Annotated in this window: 21 protein-coding genes, 1 pseudogene and 1 CRISPR repeat array; of the genes and pseudogenes, 10 read left to right on the top strand and 12 right to left on the bottom strand. The window is 40.0% G+C overall.

Translation table 11 applies throughout. From position 1 onward, the window contains the following. On the top strand, positions 1-862 hold an 862-nt coding region (locus tag AC2JBO_RS30900), incomplete at its 5' end, for a transposase (RefSeq protein WP_496957459.1). Between the two features lie 67 nt (positions 863-929). Here the strand turns inward: AC2JBO_RS30900 and AC2JBO_RS30895 are convergent. The 5 genes from AC2JBO_RS30895 to csx18 form a co-directional block, all read right to left on the bottom strand. Continuing rightward, positions 930-1,469, bottom strand: coding sequence for a HEAT repeat domain-containing protein (locus AC2JBO_RS30895; RefSeq protein WP_496957458.1), 540 nt, complete (start codon positions 1,467-1,469; stop codon positions 930-932). 24 nt (positions 1,470-1,493) lie between these two features. Beyond that, entirely contained in the window at positions 1,494-1,751 is a 258-nt protein-coding gene (locus tag AC2JBO_RS30890; protein ID WP_496957457.1) for a hypothetical protein, read from the bottom strand. A gap of 180 nt (positions 1,752-1,931) precedes the next feature. Beyond that, positions 1,932-2,840: a CRISPR direct-repeat array (repeat unit 36 nt; unit sequence GTTTCCATTAATTCCACTTCCTATAAAGGAAGCGAC). A gap of 183 nt (positions 2,841-3,023) precedes the next feature. After that, positions 3,024-3,305, bottom strand: a complete 282-nt coding sequence (cas2, locus tag AC2JBO_RS30885; protein WP_026092829.1) for a CRISPR-associated endonuclease Cas2, Ssr7093 family — start codon at positions 3,303-3,305, stop codon at positions 3,024-3,026. 89 nt (positions 3,306-3,394) lie between these two features. After that, positions 3,395-4,387, bottom strand: coding sequence for a CRISPR-associated endonuclease Cas1 (gene cas1 / locus AC2JBO_RS30880; protein ID WP_496957456.1), 993 nt, complete (start codon positions 4,385-4,387; stop codon positions 3,395-3,397). A gap of 57 nt (positions 4,388-4,444) precedes the next feature. Beyond that, on the bottom strand, positions 4,445-4,711 hold the full coding sequence (gene csx18 / locus AC2JBO_RS30875) for a CRISPR-associated protein Csx18 (protein WP_496957455.1): 267 nt from the start codon (positions 4,709-4,711) through the stop codon (positions 4,445-4,447). Between the two features lie 262 nt (positions 4,712-4,973). Between csx18 and AC2JBO_RS30870 the strand changes: the two genes are divergently transcribed. Further along, positions 4,974-6,140, top strand: a complete 1,167-nt coding sequence (locus AC2JBO_RS30870) for a helix-turn-helix transcriptional regulator (RefSeq protein WP_496957454.1) — start codon at positions 4,974-4,976, stop codon at positions 6,138-6,140. A 178-nt stretch (positions 6,141-6,318) separates the two neighbouring features. Here AC2JBO_RS30870 and AC2JBO_RS30865 read toward each other — a convergent pair whose 3' ends face one another. Both AC2JBO_RS30865 and AC2JBO_RS30860 read right to left on the bottom strand, forming a co-directional pair. Beyond that, the gene (locus AC2JBO_RS30865; RefSeq protein ID WP_496957453.1) at positions 6,319-6,798 is read right to left on the bottom strand and encodes a GxxExxY protein; all 480 of its coding nucleotides are present in this window, start codon (positions 6,796-6,798) and stop codon (positions 6,319-6,321) included. Positions 6,799-6,926: 128 nt separating this feature from the next. Then, positions 6,927-7,121: a hypothetical protein gene (locus AC2JBO_RS30860; protein ID WP_496957452.1), complete on the bottom strand. Its 195-nt coding sequence runs from the start codon at positions 7,119-7,121 to the stop codon at positions 6,927-6,929. A 204-nt stretch (positions 7,122-7,325) separates the two neighbouring features. Here AC2JBO_RS30860 and AC2JBO_RS30855 point away from each other — a divergent pair, with 204 nt between their 5' ends. Next, positions 7,326-9,194, top strand: a complete 1,869-nt coding sequence (locus AC2JBO_RS30855) for a bifunctional serine/threonine-protein kinase/formylglycine-generating enzyme family protein (RefSeq protein WP_496957451.1) — start codon at positions 7,326-7,328, stop codon at positions 9,192-9,194. A 95-nt stretch (positions 9,195-9,289) separates the two neighbouring features. On the opposite strand, the gene AC2JBO_RS30850 is transcribed toward AC2JBO_RS30855, so the two are convergent. Together AC2JBO_RS30850 and AC2JBO_RS30845 are read right to left on the bottom strand one after the other, a co-directional pair. After that, positions 9,290-9,520: a hypothetical protein gene (locus AC2JBO_RS30850; RefSeq protein WP_496957450.1), complete on the bottom strand. Its 231-nt coding sequence runs from the start codon at positions 9,518-9,520 to the stop codon at positions 9,290-9,292. After that, positions 9,520-9,708: pseudogene (locus tag AC2JBO_RS30845) on the bottom strand (type II toxin-antitoxin system HigB family toxin); the annotation flags it as partial. The pseudogene AC2JBO_RS30845 and the gene AC2JBO_RS30850, both read right to left, overlap by 1 nt. Before the next feature lie 173 nt (positions 9,709-9,881). Between AC2JBO_RS30845 and AC2JBO_RS30840 the strand changes: the two are divergent. Further along, positions 9,882-11,615, top strand: coding sequence for an ABC transporter ATP-binding protein (locus tag AC2JBO_RS30840; protein WP_496957460.1), 1,734 nt, complete (start codon positions 9,882-9,884; stop codon positions 11,613-11,615). A 94-nt stretch (positions 11,616-11,709) separates the two neighbouring features. On the opposite strand, the gene AC2JBO_RS30835 is transcribed toward AC2JBO_RS30840, so the two are convergent. After that, positions 11,710-12,390 carry a tetratricopeptide repeat protein gene (locus AC2JBO_RS30835; protein WP_496957449.1) on the bottom strand — a complete coding sequence of 227 codons (681 nt, stop codon included), beginning with the start codon at positions 12,388-12,390 and terminating at the stop codon, positions 11,710-11,712. A 298-nt stretch (positions 12,391-12,688) separates the two neighbouring features. Between AC2JBO_RS30835 and AC2JBO_RS30830 the strand changes: the two genes are divergently transcribed. Together AC2JBO_RS30830 and AC2JBO_RS30825 are read left to right on the top strand one after the other, a co-directional pair. Then, on the top strand, positions 12,689-13,012 hold the full coding sequence (locus AC2JBO_RS30830; protein WP_496957448.1) for a YbjQ family protein: 324 nt from the start codon (positions 12,689-12,691) through the stop codon (positions 13,010-13,012). 353 nt (positions 13,013-13,365) lie between these two features. Beyond that, positions 13,366-13,992, top strand: coding sequence for a hypothetical protein (locus AC2JBO_RS30825; protein ID WP_496957447.1), 627 nt, complete (start codon positions 13,366-13,368; stop codon positions 13,990-13,992). Between the two features lie 74 nt (positions 13,993-14,066). Here AC2JBO_RS30825 and AC2JBO_RS30820 read toward each other — a convergent pair whose 3' ends face one another. Both AC2JBO_RS30820 and sufR read right to left on the bottom strand, forming a co-directional pair. Then, entirely contained in the window at positions 14,067-14,327 is a 261-nt protein-coding gene (locus AC2JBO_RS30820) for an NDH complex assembly factor CRR9 (RefSeq protein WP_496957446.1), read from the bottom strand. Positions 14,328-14,509: 182 nt separating this feature from the next. Then, positions 14,510-15,181, bottom strand: coding sequence for an iron-sulfur cluster biosynthesis transcriptional regulator SufR (gene sufR / locus AC2JBO_RS30815; RefSeq protein ID WP_496957445.1), 672 nt, complete (start codon positions 15,179-15,181; stop codon positions 14,510-14,512). Positions 15,182-15,417: 236 nt separating this feature from the next. Here sufR and sufB point away from each other — a divergent pair, with 236 nt between their 5' ends. The 4 genes from sufB to AC2JBO_RS30795 form a co-directional block, all read left to right on the top strand. Beyond that, positions 15,418-16,857, top strand: coding sequence for a Fe-S cluster assembly protein SufB (gene sufB / locus AC2JBO_RS30810; protein WP_496957444.1), 1,440 nt, complete (start codon positions 15,418-15,420; stop codon positions 16,855-16,857). Positions 16,858-16,947: 90 nt separating this feature from the next. Then, on the top strand, positions 16,948-17,736 hold the full coding sequence (sufC, locus tag AC2JBO_RS30805) for a Fe-S cluster assembly ATPase SufC (protein ID WP_496957443.1): 789 nt from the start codon (positions 16,948-16,950) through the stop codon (positions 17,734-17,736). A gap of 1 nt (position 17,737) precedes the next feature. Continuing rightward, a complete protein-coding gene (sufD, locus tag AC2JBO_RS30800; RefSeq protein WP_496957442.1) occupies positions 17,738-19,108 on the top strand; it encodes a Fe-S cluster assembly protein SufD in 1,371 nt (456 codons plus the stop codon). Between the two features lie 125 nt (positions 19,109-19,233). Beyond that, the coding region (locus tag AC2JBO_RS30795) for an aminotransferase class V-fold PLP-dependent enzyme (protein ID WP_496957441.1) at positions 19,234-19,582 on the top strand (349 nt) is incomplete at its 3' end.

The raw sequence follows: 19,582 nt of genomic DNA, 5'->3' as shown, positions 1-19,582 counted from the left end.
AGCAATTAATGTTTTTCCTTGTGAGGATGGTCATGCACAAGAACGGTCATTATTTAATCAAGTTTTGCCAACAGTAAATGCGGGAGAACTGTGGATTGAAGACCGCTGCATGTGTACACTAGGGTTTTTATTTGGCATCATAAAGCGTGGTTCAAATTTTGTTATACGTGAACATAAAAGTATGCCTCAAGAAGTAGTAACTACTTTACGGCGGAAAGGTAAAACCGATACAGGAGAGCTATTTGAGCAAATGGTGCGTTTGACTTATTCAGGAGAATCAGTCTTGATAAGACGAATTATTTTAAAACTCTTTAAACCAACTCGTAATGGAGAGTCAGAAATAGCAATTCTGACAATGTTACCAGTTAGTGAAGCCAAAACAGAAATTGTCACCGAGCTTTACCGTGGGCGCCGAAGCGTTGAAAATTTATTCCAAGATGTGACTCAAAATTATGAATGTGAAATTCAGACTTTAGGGTATCCTAAAGCAGCATTATTTTCATTTTGTTTAGCATTAGTAGCATATAACATTTTGGCAACTGTTCGTGCAGTTCTAGCATCGGTACATGGAGTTGGTAAAGTTGAGGCGGGTCTCTCTGACTATTATATGGCGGAAGAGATTCAAGGCACTTATAGGGGTATGATGATCGCCATTCCTCCGGAAAATTGGAGGATTTTTGCTGAACTTAATACTGAACAGCTTGCTTCAGTTTTGCTTGATTTGGCTGCGCGCGTTCGTTTGAGTTCATTTCTGAAACAACCACGCGCGCCCAAGAAAAAGAAAGACCCCCCAATTTGCGACCCACGCCATCGACACGTCGCCACTGCAAGGCTTTTAGCCGATGCCAAAAAGTCACCTTGACAGGGCTAGCAGTGCCCACCCTACGCTAAAATAATATTTACAAGCTCTTTTACTCTCAATAAGCTTATCATGCAAGATGTGAGCTAGAATTAGAATTATCAGACATCTCATACAATAAATCAATTAAATCTTCTAACAAATCAGCTTTTGTATTATCTTGAAGTAAAACTTCCTTTATTTTTTTGATACAAATATCTAAAGTATCCGAATCTATTTTTATATCTATTGACTCAATCACTGAAAATGCTTGATGGCTCACTTCAAAATTGCCATCAATAATAAGTTTTACTAAAAATGGTAACAAATGATAACAATTAAATCCTTCTAAAGCATAGATTAAAGTGCCTCTATTACCTTCTGTTTTTGGGTCATTAATAAGTGATATAATAGGATAAAGCGCTCTTTCATCTCCAAGTTCGCGTAATCCTACAGCTGCTGCGTTCCAAATTGCTGACTCGTTAGTTTTTTCCAGTATCTCTATTAAAATTGGCGCCGCTCTACTATCACCCATATCTCCAAGTGCATGAGCAGCTTTGATAACCAAATCTCGGTTGCCTGAATGAAGCTGATCAACATATTCTTGGTATTTTGTACTACTTAATGTCATATTATGTTCCTCTGTTATCCAATACTATTTTACTGTTGGTTTTCCTATTGATTCCCAATATTCATAAACTTCTTGCACTTGTTGTGCATTATCAATATCTCTCCCTTCAAATTGTTCTTTCCCTTCTCTATGCCACCATCTCTGAAAATCTTTATTGTCGTAGCCATACCATTTATCGCGTTGTTTCTTCTTGCCTCCCCTAAAGCTTTTGCCCTTTTCTCCTCTTCCACCACTTGATTCTTCGTTTGCACAGTCGCTGTTTTCGTTGTTACTCGTACTCATCTATAGGCTGATTGTTTGTAACATTTTGTCACAGACCAACCTATTGCTTATACAACTTGATCTGCAACTTATATATTATCTTAAGAGGATAAAAATCATAAAATATAGTTTATATAAATTTTGCTTTGTATTAATAAAGCCACAACAAGTATATTCTCTATACCTACAATGGCTGCAAGCGTTTCCATTAATTCCACTTCCTATAAAGGAAGCGACTGAAAGTGCTAAGGGGGAAAACTGGAAGTAGAGAGGGTTTCCATTAATTCCACTTCCTATAAAGGAAGCGACAGCTGCTTCGCATAATTGATGACAGAGTTCGCTTGGATTGTTTCCATTAATTCCACTTCCTATAAAGGAAGCGACTCGAGGCCGGAGAGCGGCTCGTCGAGGATGAAGGTGTTTCCATTAATTCCACTTCCTATAAAGGAAGCGACGCCACTATTCTTGAACAACTTGGAGTCGGACCTTGTTTCCATTAATTCCACTTCCTATAAAGGAAGCGACCAATTCAAACTCTGGCAACACTGCTGCAGGTACTGGAGTGGTTTCCATTAATTCCACTTCCTATAAAGGAAGCGACTGATACTGAGAACGAAGCTATCCGCAATCGCTTACAGAGTTTCCATTAATTCCACTTCCTATAAAGGAAGCGACATAAAATCTTGTTCTGAATACTGAAATGATAAAGTTTCCATTAATTCCACTTCCTATAAAGGAAGCGACCGTAATTAAGAGGCAATTACGAATTACGAATTACTGTTTCCATTAATTCCACTTCCTATAAAGGAAGCGACATATTGCTTTACTTGGAGTTACTAATGTTAGTATAGGTTTGTTTCCATTAATTCCACTTCCTATAAAGGAAGCGACAAATTGATTACATTCGTAATATTGTACTATGAGTAGTTTCCATTAATTCCACTTCCTATAAAGGAAGCGACTTTAAATTATTTTGTAAAAGTCGTTTTTAAATTAAAAAGTTTCCATTAATTCCACTTCCTATAAAGGAAGCGACAGAAAAATTTCTAGCAATCCAGCACGGCCATTGAAATCGTTTCCATTAATTCCACTTCCTATAAAGGAAGCGACCCTTCGATTTTAAGCTCTTGCTGTGTAAGGCGTCCAGAGGCGCCTTGCGAGGGATAGTAAAATTTGTGCTTCGGATGAGTTGAAAGGCATGATATAAATCCTTGAAACGCTTACACAGTAGGGCGGCGAGGGATAATACGTAAAATGGGCATTTGAGGTAGTTTTAAAAATCCCTCGCACTATTTAGATAATTGTCGAAGTAGGTGGCGAAATGACTGGAGGACCAATGCCCATGATTTCGACTTGTCCTAATGTGTGCTGGGATAATGGGTAAAATCTCACGCTGTCCTCATCTAATTTTATAACTTTACTGAGCCGTTTACGCAGTTCTTTGATTTTTGCAGGGGTTAGCTGGCATTCAAATACTGAGTATTGAACTCGACATCCGTATCCTTCGAGTAGGTCTGAGACTTTTTTGCGTCGTTTGTCGCAGGGAAGGTCATATGCGACTACGTATAGAAACATAGGTAAGATTCTTCGCTTCGGTGCGTGACACCATTGGGTGGTTTACTTCGTTTAAGAATTGTTATGGTGTCACGCACCCTACGTTTTTATTATCTGATTCGGTAGGGTTGATATTGGTGGCTGGGGTTGTAGACAAACTGTTTGTATGCTTTGACTTGTTGCATTAATGTGTCCCATCTTGGTTGTTTTTCTCCATTTTCGTTTTCTATTTCTTCTGACATGCGCTGGACAAACGCTTGTAGATATTTCCTTCTTCCGGTGTCGTTTAAATAACAGCCACCGTCACGAAAGTCAAAGTCATTTGTTGCATCTACAATCCTTTTATTTACTAACCACAACACTAATGAATCAACAATAGGCGCCCGAAATTCCTCAATTAAATCAGAAGCGAGTGCGGCATGTCCATCATGTGCTTGGTGGAGTGAAGCATAATAAGGGTCTAGTCCTTGTATTTCAATTAAGGCGAATAAGTGATTCCACAGAACCTGATAGCCAAAACTTAACATAGCGTTCACAGGATTTCCCGGTGGGCGCCTGCTTCGTGCTGTAAAAACAAAGTCAGAGTTTGTCAAACAGTCTCCAAAAGCTGAGAAGTATTGCGCGGCGCCAGCACCTTCAAACCCCATCAATCTTTCGCGGTTATCTGCTTGACTTGCTTGCGAAGCTAAATAATCTAAGCTTTGCAGCACTGTCTCTAAATTTGCTGACTCTAGTCGCTTACGCTGGCGCCGTAATAAAGTGCGACTATTTTTTAACTTGCCTTGAATAATTGCACGAGCAGTTATTAGCTGTTCAGTTATAGATAACTGCTGCTGGTAACGTGACAATTGCCTATAACCACGCGCGATTGGTAAAATACGACCGTAACAGTATCCCATCCGCGATAGATAAGCAATCGGAATATCACGCCATAAACACGCACGAATTGCTTGTGTTGTAATTTGCGACTGCCCAAAAACCAGAATTTGTTCAAGCAAAGGTAACTGCACCTCCCCCAAGATGATATCCCCTTGCTTAATAATTAGTGATTCTTTTTGCAGCGTCACATAGCAGTTCTGTTGAGAAACATAAAGTGTTTGCATATTAAAATGTGGCTTCTTGTGGGATGCTCACCCCACAATTACCCCACAAAATATTTGTTAGTCTCTCCTTCTACGGATATTAGAATTAGAAGAATTTGGTGGCGGCGCCCCTAATCTTTGCGCTGTTTGTCCCGGTTCCAGCCATAAAATTACTCTGTCAGCAACGCTGGAAACTACGTAAGTTGATAGTGTAACAAGCAAAGTATTGATTATTACCGCAGCTAATCCTAATGGTGCAATTAGCAAGATGATTAACGTAATACTACCAGTTCCGATTGATACTAGTAGGTTACGAAGTTGAGCAACGCGAGGTGTAGTATGCATACTTTATTTACCCTGATAACTTAGTACTTACTTTATTTAGCTGTACTTAGTTGTTGTATATTTAGCTTATAACACACGTATTTTGTAATGAAAATAGTTATCAAACACATTTACTTATTTACATACCAATACTTCATAAAAGCAGTGAATTTACTGTAATATTAGTAATTTTACGTAGATGTAGATCTAGATATTTTGTTTCCAGCATGACATTGCCTAATACAGTAGTTTAAGATAAACATGAAATTATTGATTTCCATGTATGCATTCTTACAGCGACACCCAAGCATTAGAAAGGTTACTACTACTAATTGCAACTCTTTTAAAATATCCTGGTGTCGGTTGTCGTGATACTATGAAGGCGCCGCAAAAACATCACGATGCATTGGTAGAAGTACAATTACGACTTCAAGAGTTAGCAGCAGAGTTTGGTATTGAGTTTCCATATGGCTACCCTGCTATTCCCACATTGCGGAAAGATTTAGAAACACTGCGAAAATACGGTATTCTTGAGCGTCGAATGTATCGTTGGGGCTACTATTTAGGTACTGGCGCCATGTCAAGTCAAGAGTTTAAAGTTGCCCTCAATGCCTTATTTACACAAGCTAAATTTCAGGGAGACCCCCAAGTTCGACGCATATCCGACCAATTAAGTCGGCGCCTGCGTGGATTAGATATAGAATCAAAAGGTGAATTATTTTATCCTGTAAGACAATATCTCAACAAAGTAATTGTTTACACAGACCCAGAAGAAATGGCAAGCTTGGGTAAAAACCGAAATAATTTATTTCACCAGTTATCTGTAGTTGAAAAAGCAATTAGTCAAGGTCAACTCATAGAAATTTTACGTAGTATTGACCCTTATAAAAAGAACCGTATTGGCGCCATTCAAGTTTACCCATTGCAGCTAATCTATCATGATATTGCTTGGTATTTGCTGTACGAGTACTGTAATGGACATTGTGCCATTGGTCGAGTTAACCGCTTCGCAGACCACTGCAAAATTATTGATACATCAGGTCGAGGTATCGACGCACAACGTACAAGTTTAACAAAAGCTTATCAGTTACTCGAAAACGGCTGGGGTTTAAAGCTAGGAGAACAACAAGAACAACAGGTTGAACTGTCAGGACAATTAGAACTAGTTCCTGTCAAAGTCCGCTTTTACCCACCTGTTACTACTTTTATTTTAGAAGGAGAACGGCGCCATCCTAAACAAAAAATTATTAAAGGCGCCAAAGATAAAGCCACAGGAGAAATATTGTATGTAGATTATATAGTGTTATTACCTCCACGGTCTTTTGACGAATTTTTACTGTGGGTAAATAAATACATGGCATCAGCACAAGTACTTTATCCCCAAGAGTTAGTGCAGAAACATTTGAGTAATGTTGAAGCTTTGAGAATGCGGTATAGTGGCAACGGATAGAACGGATGTAACGGATGGGTTGTTCGTTTGGTTGTGGAGTGTGCTTGGCAACGGATAGAACGGATGTAACGGATGGGTTGTTCGTTTAGTTGTGGGGTGTGCTTTGGCAACGGATGAATTGTTTTTTGAATTTCACCCGTTGAAGTGTCTGCTGTTTAAGTTATTGTGAGCTTTTTTGCTATAAGCTTTGTTCTTGTTGTAGTTGTTGACCAGTTTGGTAAGGTGTCCAGAGATAGGGTTGTATTTCTTGCTGCCAGTTGTCTAAAGACTTAGGAGGGAGTATTCGCTTGTATTCTAAACGCTTTCTACCAAAGTTTAGTAATAAACCTACTTTGGCTTGTGTTGCTGCTAAATAAGCAATTGTTTGTGCTATTTCCTTGTCTCCTAATGGATGAGAAAATGCTTTATCTTCAACCACCACACACTCATTCACCCAATGGTCAAGATACAATCTTCCTAACCATATTTGATTATCATAAATTTCAATGTGATATTCTTCTTCTGCAATTAACCCAGCTTGACACATTTCTTGAGTAAGCGCGCGTTGATAATGTATTTCCTTTAGACCACGAACCATCCTACTGTGAACACGCATTGCGGCACCAATTATAGCATAAGTAACTTCTTGGTGCGGGATATTTGTAATAGCTTTTTCCATTTTTTATGATATCTTTATGCTTTATTAAAAAAACAATGATTTAAGCATTGACAGCCTTATCCTTGTCCAAATCTTTCAAATATAAAAAGTGCCAATTGCTTCTAATCATGCCTTAGTACTAAAGTATTTTAATTATTAGATAATGGCAAATGTAAAAAACATTTTGTAACAAATAAAAAATTACATAACCAAAGCACACCCACAACAGTCACACCAACCCATCCGTTACATCCGTTACATCCGTTGCCAATCACACCCACAACAGTCACACCAACCCATCCGTTACATCCGTTACATCCGTTGCCAATCTTGACAAAACTCACCCTATTAAGATAACATTCGCCCTATAGTTCCAATAAAGATACCCATATTAAATTGAAATTGTAAAGAAAATTGTTAAGTTCTAATTACGGATGAATTAATAGGTAAGAAATATTCAATCGTACTTAGAGAAACCTCAAATTTAAACAATATACAAAATCATAATATTGGGACTAAGTTTGGACTGATGCAACATCTCAACAACCATGCGAATCTGCCAAAATCCCAATTGCTCAAATCCATTTAACGCAGACGGTAATCGTTTTTGCACGACCTGCGGACATAGCAGCTTTGGTGACTTGCTAAGAAACCGCTTTCGCGTTATCCGGTTGTTAGGTGAAGGTGGTTTTAGCAGGACATATTATGCTGAAGATGTTGATCGACTTGATGGTTCCTGTGTCGTTAAGCAATTTGTACCCCAAGTTCAGGGAACTGCCGCGCGCGCAAAAGCTGCACAGTTATTCAAAGAGGAAGCGTTTCGACTATATGAACTAGGTGAAAATCATCCTTCTATACCCAGATTACTTGCTTACTTTGAACAAGGCGCCAGTTTGTACTTGGTGCAAGAATTTATTGAGGGAGATACTCTACACAAAGAGCTTCAAAACACTACATATACTGAAGCAAAAATTCGCCATGTTTTAATAGATATTTTACCTATACTTGATTTTGTTCATTCGCGCAATGTTATTCACCGAGATATTAAACCTGAAAATATTATACGTCGTTATAGTGATAAAAAATTAGTGTTAATTGATTTCGGTGGCGCCAAACAAATCACCCAAACAAGTTTAGCTCGACAAGCAACAGTAATCTATACGGTCGGTTACGCATCAAGCGAACAAATGGCAGGTTTTGCTTGTCATGCGAGTGATTTATATTCATTAGGTGTAACTTGTATACGTCTTTTAACACAATGTTTACCGTATCAAGATACATATGGTAATATAAACGACCCACTTTACGATGCAATTAATGCACATTGGAGATGGCGAGAATACGCAAAAACCAAAAATATCCAAGTTAGTGAACAGCTAGGATATATACTCGATAAACTACTTAAACATGTAGTGCGAGAAAGATATCAAACAGCAGTAGAGGTACTACAAGATTTAAATAGTAATAACTTTAAAAGTTTTTTTGGAATGACAACCGTTCCTCAACTTGAGTCTACGCAACCCACACAAACAATATCAACTCCTCGTTCCAAATCAACAGAATCAAATTTATACCCAGAATTCCACAGCTTTGATTTTGATATTGTTACATTAGACACACAAGGTCGAATAATCGAACGTACACGAGGTTCCGCGCGTTTCTTTACCGAAGATTTAGGTAGCGGTGTTTTCTTAGAAATGGTATCAATACCTGGTGGTTGCTATATGATGGGTTCAATCGATGGTGAAGGTGATGCAGACGAGCGTCCCCAGCATAACGTTCAAATCGAACCTATCTGCATCGGCAAATACCCAATAACACAAGCGCAGTGGCGTGCCGTATCAAATTTACCTAAAGTTAATCTATCACTAAACCCACATCCTTCCAAATTTAAAGGCGCCAATCGTCCAGTAGAAAACGTATCTTGGCACGAAGCACAAGAATTTTGCGCGCGGTTGCAGCAAAAAACTGGACGTAAATATCGTTTGCCAAGCGAAGCAGAATGGGAATATGCTTGTCGCGCGGGAACAACTACACCCTTCCACTTTGGAGAAACCATCACCCCTGACCTTGCAAACTGCGGCAACAGCGAAACAAAAATCTTTGAATTTGAAACCAAAACAAAAATTCGCAAAGAAACAACACCCGTCGGTAGCTTTGAAGTCGCTAACTCCTTTGGACTATACGACATGCACGGTCAAGTATGGGAATGGTGCGCTGACCCCTGGCACAATAACTATATAGGGGCGCCGACCGATGGTAATGTATGGGAATGGGACGGAGACAAAAACCGTCGAGTATTGCGTGGAGGTTCATGGAGCTTTAGTCCAGTTCTATGTCGTAGTGCTAGTCGTAGTTGGAACGAGTCAGATGGGGGATTAAGAATATGTGGTTTCCGAGTCGTAGTAAATTTATAATCTCCAATTGCCATTCTGAGCGTAGCGAAGAATCTCAAAGATTTCGAGATTTATTAGATGCTTCACTGCGGGACTCATGACATATTTTATACTTCTCAAACATCCTCTAATTCAGGAACATGCTCTGCTTCATAATTTTCTATAAGCACACCAATAACTTCCATTAAAGAAGCTAGGGGATGGGTTTCGTCCTCACCAACTTGGTCAATTAAACAATCACATATTTCAACTAATCTTTCATATTCCCGTTCACTATGAGGAACAAAGACGTTATCAGCAATGGCAGACCATGCTGTAATTGTTTGATCTAAATTAAGACTTTGCATTATTCTTTCCAATTATTTTCGTCGTATTCTGAGTGAGTTAACACAGCCCGGATGTATACTTTTTGACGATTATAGTGGATGGCAGCGATAAGCCGAGCTTTGTTGCCTCCAATGTTAAAAACAGTCAATTTACCTACCTGGTCTGCTGATGGGAATATTTCACGCAGTTCTTCAAAAGAGCCAAACTGGTTTTGCTTCGCATAACTTCGTTAACGTTCCTTAACCCAACCTACAATTATCTGAATATTGACGGGCAGGGATGCCCGTTCCACAAGAGGTCTTATTTTTGTTTTACCCTAATCTATCAGAAACTACCTTTCATCTGGTAGCGTCTAGAAAATAAAATATAGTGTGTGGTGTGGTGAAAAGCTCGAACCGTTCTAATTATTGGTTACTTCTACCGTATATCCGTCCTCAATGGCGCCATATTGCTGCTGGGTTTACTGGTATCTTGGGTTATGTTCTCGCTACTCTAACTTTAATGCATCTGGTGCAAAAACTATCGGCGCCTTTCGGTAATGGTAACGTTGTTGCTATCGCTGAACTCGCTGGTATTTTAGGAGGTGTGTTTCTTGTACGCGGTTTCTTTCAGTCTGTACAAGATATTTATATGGCGAAAGCTGCACTGCGAGTATCTTTCAATCTACGTAAACAAGTGTATGCACACTTACAAAAGCTGAATCTTAGCTATTTTGAAACTGCAAAAGCTGGTGATTTATCTTACCGCGTTACTGAAGATGTAGACCGAGTTGGCGAAGTCGTTCACAAACTGTTACATGATTTTATTCCTTGTGTGTTGCAGCTAGTGGCGATTCCTATATATATGGTATACCTAAGCTGGCAACTAACATTGGCAACGTTGGTAGTCGTACCAATTATGTTGGTATTAATTGCTTGGTTTGGAGAAAGACTACAAAAATACTCGCGTCGTAGTCAAAATCAAGTGTCGGATTTATCAGCGATTTTGACGGAAGTTTTTAATGGTATTAGGATAGTTCAAGCTTTTGCTGCGGAAGCATACGAAATTGCACGGTTTGGTAAGGAAGCAGAAGCTGCTATGCGCGCGAAGTATTCTACGGAGCGTTTAAAAGCTATTCAAGTACCAATTGTCGGATTTTTACAAGCTTTAAGTTTCTTGTTGTTACTTTTCTTTGCAGCTTGGCAAATTTCCGCAGGTAATTTAACTACAGGTAAGTTCTTTAGCTTTCTAAGTGGCGCCGCTTTATTAATAGACCCTGTAGGTCACACTACAACCAACTATAATTTATTCAAAGAAGCAGAAGCATCAGTAGATCGAGTATTTGAGTTATTAGCTATTAAACCCGCAGTTGAAGAAAAACCCAATGCTGATGTACTCCCTACAGTTAGCGGTAAAGTTGAATATCGTCGGGTGTCTTTTGCTTATAAACCAAATGAACCTGTTTTGAATAATATTAGTTTACTAGCATATCCAGGTGAAGCAATTGCACTAGTTGGCGCCAGTGGTTCAGGTAAAACAACTTTTGTTAACTTATTACCGCGTTTTTATGACCCTCAAAGCGGTGACATATATATAGATGGTATCAATATTCGTGATGTCACACTAAATAGCTTGCGGCGCCAAATTGGTATAGTACCTCAAGAAACCACTATGTTTTCCGGAACTATTGCTGAAAATATAGCGTTTGGACAAGAGTCCTTTGATATGCAAGCTGTAGAGAATGCTGCAAAAATAGCCAATGCTCACCAATTTATCAGCCAAATGCCCAATGGTTATTATACCCTAGTTGGCGAACGCGGCGTTAATTTATCAGGAGGACAAAGACAACGTATCGCTATCGCGCGCGCGGTTCTCCTTAACCCTCGTATTCTCATTCTCGATGAAGCCACATCCGCGTTAGACTCAGAGTCAGAAGCTTTAGTACAAGAAGCACTCGAAAGATTAATGGAGGGAAGAACAGTCTTTATTATTGCCCATAGACTATCAACTGTGCGGAAAAGCGATAGGATACTAGTCTTGGATAAAGGGCAAATCGTCGAATCTGGAACTCATGAAGAGTTATTAAATATACAAGGACGCTACGGTAGATTGTATACAAAACAATTTAGCGTTTAGCTTTAGATTCCCGACAACTTGTGCGAAGTCGGGAATCTAAGAATTTGAGCTTTACTCATACCACACCACACCTAATCTAAAATCTAAAATCTAATCATCCACCAAGTTGGCGCAGAGTTGCATCAATACGACTGACGTTATCTTGTTTTCCTTGTTTTGCGTAAATTTCGCGCGCTTTTCTGAACAAGTTAGCAGCATCTCCACGTTTACCTTGCTTCATTAGAAATGTACCGCGTAACTCAAAAACTTGAGGATTGTTTCTATCCAAGTTCATTGCTTGCTCGGTTGCCCACATTGCGTTACTGTTTTCACCCAAACGCAGTAACACAGTTGCTAGCCCCAAATAAGCATCGATGTTGTTACGATTGATTTGGATAGCCTTGCGATACGCATCCCTTGCCGTGCGGTTATCACCCAAGTTACCACTAATGTAAGCTAGTGCATATTGATAGTCGCCGTTATTAGGGTTGAGTGTTACCGCACGACGATACGATGATAGTGCGGCTTGAAGATTTCCCTGTATTGCGTACAAATAACCTATTCCCGAATGAATCGAGGCATTTTTTGGTTCTAAGTTAGCGGCTTGCTGATAAACGCTAATTGCTCCATTGTAATCGCCTGAGTCAACCATTCGGCGCCCATCGTCTAAGAGTTGCTTGACCTCTTGATTTGTGCGTTGCGCTACAACAACCTGCGCGCTTGCTACTCTTGGTATCGTTACCGCAATGCTTCCTAATAAGAGAACACTTAAAAAAAATGATGTTTGTTTATACACAGTGAATTACCTGAAAGTTTTTAACGATGTTCTTTTCAAAATTTCCGCAATTGCTTGTACATTAAAACAAAAATATTTTGTTTTGAAAACTCCATTACTTTACTTTTACAGAAGATTTACTATTGAAACAGTATGTTCCCCGTACTCTAACCTTGATGAAATGGTTGCTATTGATACAATACGCGAGTAAAAGCGGATAAAAGAATACGTTATTCCAACATATTCGCCCTTTTCATGATTTTAAGCCTCAAAACAGCAACCAATACAAACCCCAATTATAATTTTCTAGGAAAATCGTATGATTTTAACAACTACAGATGTCATTCAGGGAAGCTCCGTTCAGTCCTACCTTGGTGTAGTTACTGCACAAGTAGTATATGGTAGCAACTTCCTACGCGACTTCTTTGCTGGCATTCGTGACATAATTGGTGGACGCACTGCTAGCTATGAGAGATTATTTGAGGAAGGCCAGCAAAAAGCTCTGAACGAACTCGAACAACGAGCTAGGCGCCTGGGAGCAAATGCAGTAGTTGGTATAGAAATTGACACAGGCACCATTAATGTTGACCAATCTGGAGTACTTTTGCTCATTACTGCAAGCGGAACTGCGGTCAGAGTATAGTTAGTTGGTTTTGATAAAAGATATCAGGGATGTAAAAACATCCCACCTGCAAATTATCTTGCTGCTCAAAATAATGCGAATAATTATTAAGTTATGTATTAATTTGTATATTAAGAATTTTATAGGGTAAGTCTGACATCAAGACGGCAGGAGTAATACTTCTAAATTTTGCATATAGCTGATGCACGAAATTTTCTCTTTCTATAAAATTAGAAAATTGTTATAACTAACGGTAGATAAAATAAGTATTTCCAGTGATAGATTTGTTTTGAACTTACTTGCCGTTTAATCGTAGATATAATCGCATACACCGGAAAGACAGTTTACTTAAGCGGGTAAGGAGAATTAAAGTTATGTCATATGTAAATAGGGTTGGCGATGATGTTATTCAGGAACCTGCTGTAATTGGTCGCGTTGCCGATTATCATGACCGTGTTCGTTGGGGTCCGATTATATCTGGTTTATTAGTTGCATTAGCTACCCAATTAGTTCTTAGTGCAATGTTTTCGGCAATAGGCGCCGGTGCTGTTGAAGGTTCTGGCAGACCTAGAACAATTGCAGGAGATGTTGCTGGTAACGTTGGTATTTGGTCTACTATTGGTTTATTAATTTCTTTATTTACTGGTGGTTGGGTGACAGCGCGCGCTTGCGGTCCAATGAACCGTAATACAGCATTACTTAACGGTGCAATTCTTTGGGCAACAACTTTAGCAGTTAGTTCTTGGTTGTTAGCAAGTGGTGTATCTGGTGCTTTTGGTGTTGCAGCATCAAACGCAGGAGAAGTTATCAACCAAGTGCAACAACAAGGTGGTGTTAACGTTCCCCAAGCTAACGTTAGTGCAGAACAAGCTCGTCAAACTGCTGCTGCTGTACGTCAAGGTTTATGGTGGTTTGTCTTCGGTTCCTTACTCGGACTACTCGCTTCAATGATAGGCGCCGCTGCTGGTACACGCAGTCCACGCACAAACAACTACGTGTAATGCTTTTCTCAACAATCAGCAATCACTTCCTCATAGCACCCGTTTGGGTGTTTTTTATTGTGATTATAAGCAGTTTACCATTTTAAATAAGCTGCTTCGATTCCTTGTTCGCGACGAATTTTACCGTCTTTTTCAAACCAAGCAATTATTTGCTGTGTAGTTAGTTCTTCTACAGTAATGCCATATTCTTTTGCAATGTGTATTAACAGCTTATGGGAAGATGCTGTTAGTCTGGCTAAAAACTTTTCTGGTGAAGTAAGTAAGGCTCCATCAACTTTTGCAGATTCTTCAAAAGTCAAAAATTGCGCTCCTGGTTGTTGTGGTTGGGTGTCCATAATTTTTCTCTAGGTATTTTTGTTGGAATTATAATTTGCTCCCGTTTTGCACAGGCGGGACGCCTATGCTACGTCGTGGGTATAAACACTCAAAAACTCATGAGTCTAGCTAATCCGTAATTCAGATTACCAATTACTCAATCATTTTCAACTAAACTAAATATTTAGCAATGAAACTTAATTTATTTCATTTTTCTTGACTGTACCAAATAGCCACAGCGGTGTTCACCATTGATTATCCAATGGGTACGCTCAACTGTACAATCAGGCAAAACAGCGGTAAACATTTCTAATTCGTGACCGCATACGCTGGGGAAAGATTCTGCGACGTTTGATATAGCACAATTATGCTCTGCGATAATAAAGCGCTCATCCGATGAATCTGTTGATTCTACTGGATGCCATTCTGCCATGTAACCTTCGGCTTTTCGCAACTCCACCAGCATTGCTACCCGGTCTAATAATGGCGCCCCTTCTAATTTTTGGCGATATTCAACTGCTTTACGCTGCCACTGTAAACGTAATATCGTGCTTACTTGTTCGCGTCCCACTGTTTGGGCTAAAGTGTCTAACAGTGATACGGCAAAGTCCCCATAGCTATCGACGAAATCCTTTCGTAGGCTATCGCGTCCCTGCTGACTCAACCTATATATATGTTGTGGGCGCCCCATTCCGTTTTGTACTGATGCCGAATTTACAATCAGTAGTTCCGCCTCTAAATCCTTTAAATGGCGCCGAACCGCTTGGACACTTATCTCCAACGCATCGGCAAGTTCTAGTGCTGATGCTTGAGTGTGTTTCAAAAGATACTCTAAGATATCTTGTTTGGTTGAGGACTGCTGCGCTGTTTGCATGGACGTCCTGATTGAATTCAAAATTTATTTCAAAAAATTTGACTTTAACAACAAACTTGTTGTTAATTTAGCGTAAAATGAAGATACATTAAACAACTTTGATGTTGTTTTACTCTTAAATATATTCTAACAGCCTTGTTGCCCCGTGGTAACAAAAACTTAAAAACAGCTAGATAAAACCTGGCTAACCCGTCGAACACCCTTAAAGAGAACGTATTAGGACAAGAGAACTACCAATGAGTGCTACTGTCAAAACCCTAGTCAACCAACCCTACAAGTACGGCTTCGTCACCAATATAGAGGCGGACACCATACCGCGTGGGTTAAGCGAAGACATTGTCCGCCTCATCTCCGAAAAGAAGAATGAACCGGAGTTCATGCTGGAGTTTCGTCTGCGAGCGTATCGCCAGTGGTTAAAGATGACTGAGCCAGATTGGTCAGGTCTAAATTACCCACCCATCAATTACCAAGACATTATCTACTACTCGGCGCCGAAGCAAGCCAAGAAAAAATTAAATAGTTTGGATGAGGTAGACCCAACGTTGTTGGAAACGTTTGAGAAGTTGGGTATTCCTTTGACCGAACAGAAGCGTTTGGCGAACGTAGCAGTAGATGCAATATTTGATAGCGTATCGGTTGCAACCACCTTCAAAGAAAAGCTCGCCAAAGACGGTGTAATATTCTGTTCCATTTCCGAAGCATTACACGAGCATCCCGAATTAGTTAAGAAGTATTTGGGTAGCGTCGTTCCTCCTGCTGACAACTATTTTGCAGCTTTAAATGCTGCCGTCTTCAGTGATGGTTCGTTTGTGTATATTCCGAAGGGCGTTAAGTGCCCAATGGAGCTATCTACTTACTTCCGTATCAATAGTGGTGACACTGGACAATTTGAGCGCACGTTAATTGTTGCCGAAGAAGGCAGCTATGTATCCTACCTTGAAGGCTGTACGGCGCCGATGTACGACAGCAACCAGTTACACGCTGCAGTTGTAGAGTTAGTAGCTCTCGATGATGCCGAAATTAAATATTCCACCGTGCAAAACTGGTATGCAGGAGATGTTAACGGTAAAGGTGGTATTTACAACTTCGTTACCAAGCGTGGTTTGTGTCAAGGTGTCAACTCCAAAATTTCTTGGACACAAGTAGAAACAGGTTCAGCCATTACTTGGAAATATCCAAGCTGTGTACTAGTTGGTGATAACTCAGTTGGAGAGTTTTATTCTGTAGCGTTAACCAACAATATGCAGAAAGCTGATACTGGAACCAAAATGGTTCACGTCGGCAAAAATACCCGCAGCACAATTATCTCCAAAGGTATTTCCGCAGGCAAATCAAGTAATAGCTACCGTGGTTTAGTCAAAGTTAACCCCACAGCAAAAGGCGCCAGAAACTACTCACAGTGCGACTCAATGCTAATTGGTGACAATGCCCACGCGAACACTTTTCCATATATTCAGGTACAAAACCATACAGCAAAAGTAGAACACGAAGCATCGACATCGAAGATTGGAGAAGACCAACTATTCTACTTTACACAGCGAGGCATTTCATCTGAAGATGCAATATCAATGATGATTAGCGGCTTCTGTAAAGACGTATTTAACCAGTTACCGATGGAGTTTGCCGTCGAAGCAGACAAATTACTCAGCCTCAAACTTGAAGGTAGCGTCGGCTAATTCATCTTGTGGAGCGGGCATCCCTGCCCGCCCCTAACACCTGAAACAATCACAGGCAGGGATGCCTGTGCTACAAGAATACAAAGAAACATGATTATAGAAAACAGTGAAGTAGTGCTGTCAGTGCGTAACTTGACGGCAAGTGTTGATGAAACTCCAATCCTCAAAGGTGTAAATTTAGAAGTCCGCGCGGGCGAAATTCACGCCATAATGGGACCCAACGGTTCCGGAAAAAGTACCCTCTCCAAAGTATTAGCAGGACACCCAGCATACGAAGTTACAGGTGGAGAAGTAAGTTTTAAAGGGCAAAACCTATTAGAAATGGAACCCCAAGACCGCGCGCGTAGTGGTGTATTTCTTGCTTTCCAATATCCTTTAGAAATTCCAGGCGTCACAAATTTAGACTTTTTGCGCGTAGCATACAACTCAAAGCTTAAAGCCCAAGGTTTGGAAGAATTAGAGCCTTTTGACTTTGAAGATTTGGTTTACGAAAAGCTTGATGTCGTCAAAATGGACTCAGCATTTTTAAACCGTAGCGTTAACGAAGGGTTTTCCGGTGGTGAGAAAAAGCGTAACGAAATATTACAGATGGCGCTTTTGGAACCAGTAGTAGCAATTTTAGATGAGACAGACTCAGGTTTGGACATTGATGCCCTTAAAATTGTATCGAGTGGGGTAAATCAATTAGCGAAACCAGAAAACGCCACAATTATGATTACGCACTATCAGCGCTTGCTTAATTATATAGTTCCTGATTATGTGCATGTCATGGCGCGCGGAAAAATTCTAACTTCTGGTGGTAAAGAATTAGCGTTGAAATTAGAAGAACGCGGTTACGACTGGGTTTTAGAAGAATTTGCTGAAACTGTGGGGGTGTAAGATGACGACACAAGTTTCTCCTAGTCCCATTCCAAATTCCAATGTTGTTAGTTTAACTTCTACTTTGTTAGATAGAGATAATTATTTAACAGGATTGTTGAATAATGTTGTAGTGGAGGAGACGCGATATATCGCGTCTCTACATTGGTTACAGGAAATTAAACAGCGCGCGGCAAATTGGGTACGTCATTCAAATTTACCAACCAACCGCGATGAAGAATGGCGTTTTACAGATTTATCCAAATTAAAACAGATAAATTTCAAAAATGATAATGTAGAGACGCGACATGTCGCGTCTGTTCAACCCCAAATTCTACCCGAAACCCAAAACAGCCATCTGGTCTTCATTAACGGCGCCTACGCACCAGAATTATCAGCAGTATCAGGTTTACCCGAAGGAATATTAGTTACAAATTTAGCTAATCTACCTGAAGAATATACTGTAAAAGTACAAGAATACTTAGCTCAAGCGGAAGGCGCCTTAGAGGTATTTACAGCGTTAAATACTGCGGGTATGCAGGATGCTGCGGTTATTTGGGTGTCGAAGAATGTAGTGGTAGAAACACCAATTCATTTGGTATATATTACTGCTGGTGAGGGTGCTATTTCTTTGCCGCGTTGTTTGGTGGTTGCTGAGACTAGTTCGCAAGTGAGTTTTGTGGAAGAATATGTGACAGGCAAGATGCCTATCCTACAAGAGGGCGCCTATTTCACTAATGCAGTTACGGAAATCTGGATTTCTGATAATGCTAGTGTGAGTCATACTAGGGTACAGAAGGAAGATTTTTCAGCGTTTCATGTTGGTAAGACAGCTGTTACTCAAGCATCATTAAGTCGCTATACCTGTAATGCTATTAATATTGGTGCGAGTTTAGGGCGCCATAATTTAGAAATTTTACAAACTGGTGAGCAAACAGAGACTACCCTGAACGGGTTAGCGATGATAAAAGGTACGCAAGTAGCGGATATGCACAGCGCTATTGCTTTAAATCATCCTAATGGTGTTTGTAAACAGCTACAAAAGAATATTGTCGGTGATAAAGCGCACGCTATTTTTAACGGGAAAGTATTCGTTCCTAAACCAGCACAACAAACCGATGCAGCACAATTAAACCGTAACTTAATGTTATCGAGTAAAGCGCGAGTTGACACAAAACCTCAACTCGAAATTACTGCCGATAACGTTAAATGTGCCCACGGCGCCACGGTTAGTCAGTTAGAAGATGATGAAATTTTCTACCTACAAAGTCGAGGTATTGATGAGAATAGTTCGCGTCATCTTTTAATCAATGCCTTCGCCACTGAGATAATCAACAACATTTCTGTTACCTCTTTACGCGATAATCTTTTAAACGAAGTCAAACAATTTTAAACACACAACCAGGAGTTAGATACAAATAACTCCGCTCCTCGTAAGGTGCGTGACGCTACTAGTTTATTAGTTTCACTTTACGATTGTTATGGCGTCACGCACCCTACCTCCTAACTTTTAATACCATGACTCTTGCAAAAGACATTACCATTGCCGACAGAGTACGTCGTGACTTTCCTATTCTCCACCAAGAAGTTAACGGCAAACCTCTTGTTTACTTAGACAGTGCAGCTACTTCCCAAAAACCGCTGTTTGTTCTCGATACATGGCGCCAATATTACGAAGGTTACAATTCTAACGTTCACCGTGGCGCCCATACTCTTAGTGCTAAAGCTACAGACGCTTACGAAGCAGCACGCGATAAGGTAGCAGCTTTTATAAATGCGAACTCACGCAACGAAATCATTTATACCCGCAACGCTTCCGAGGCTATTAACTTGGTAGCGTATAGCTGGGCAATGAATAATTTAAAAG

Source organism: Calothrix sp. CBUCES-K 9914, from assembly GCF_059640475.1.
Note: the sequence above shows the minus strand (reverse complement) of the source record. Positions and strands in the feature narration are given on the sequence as shown.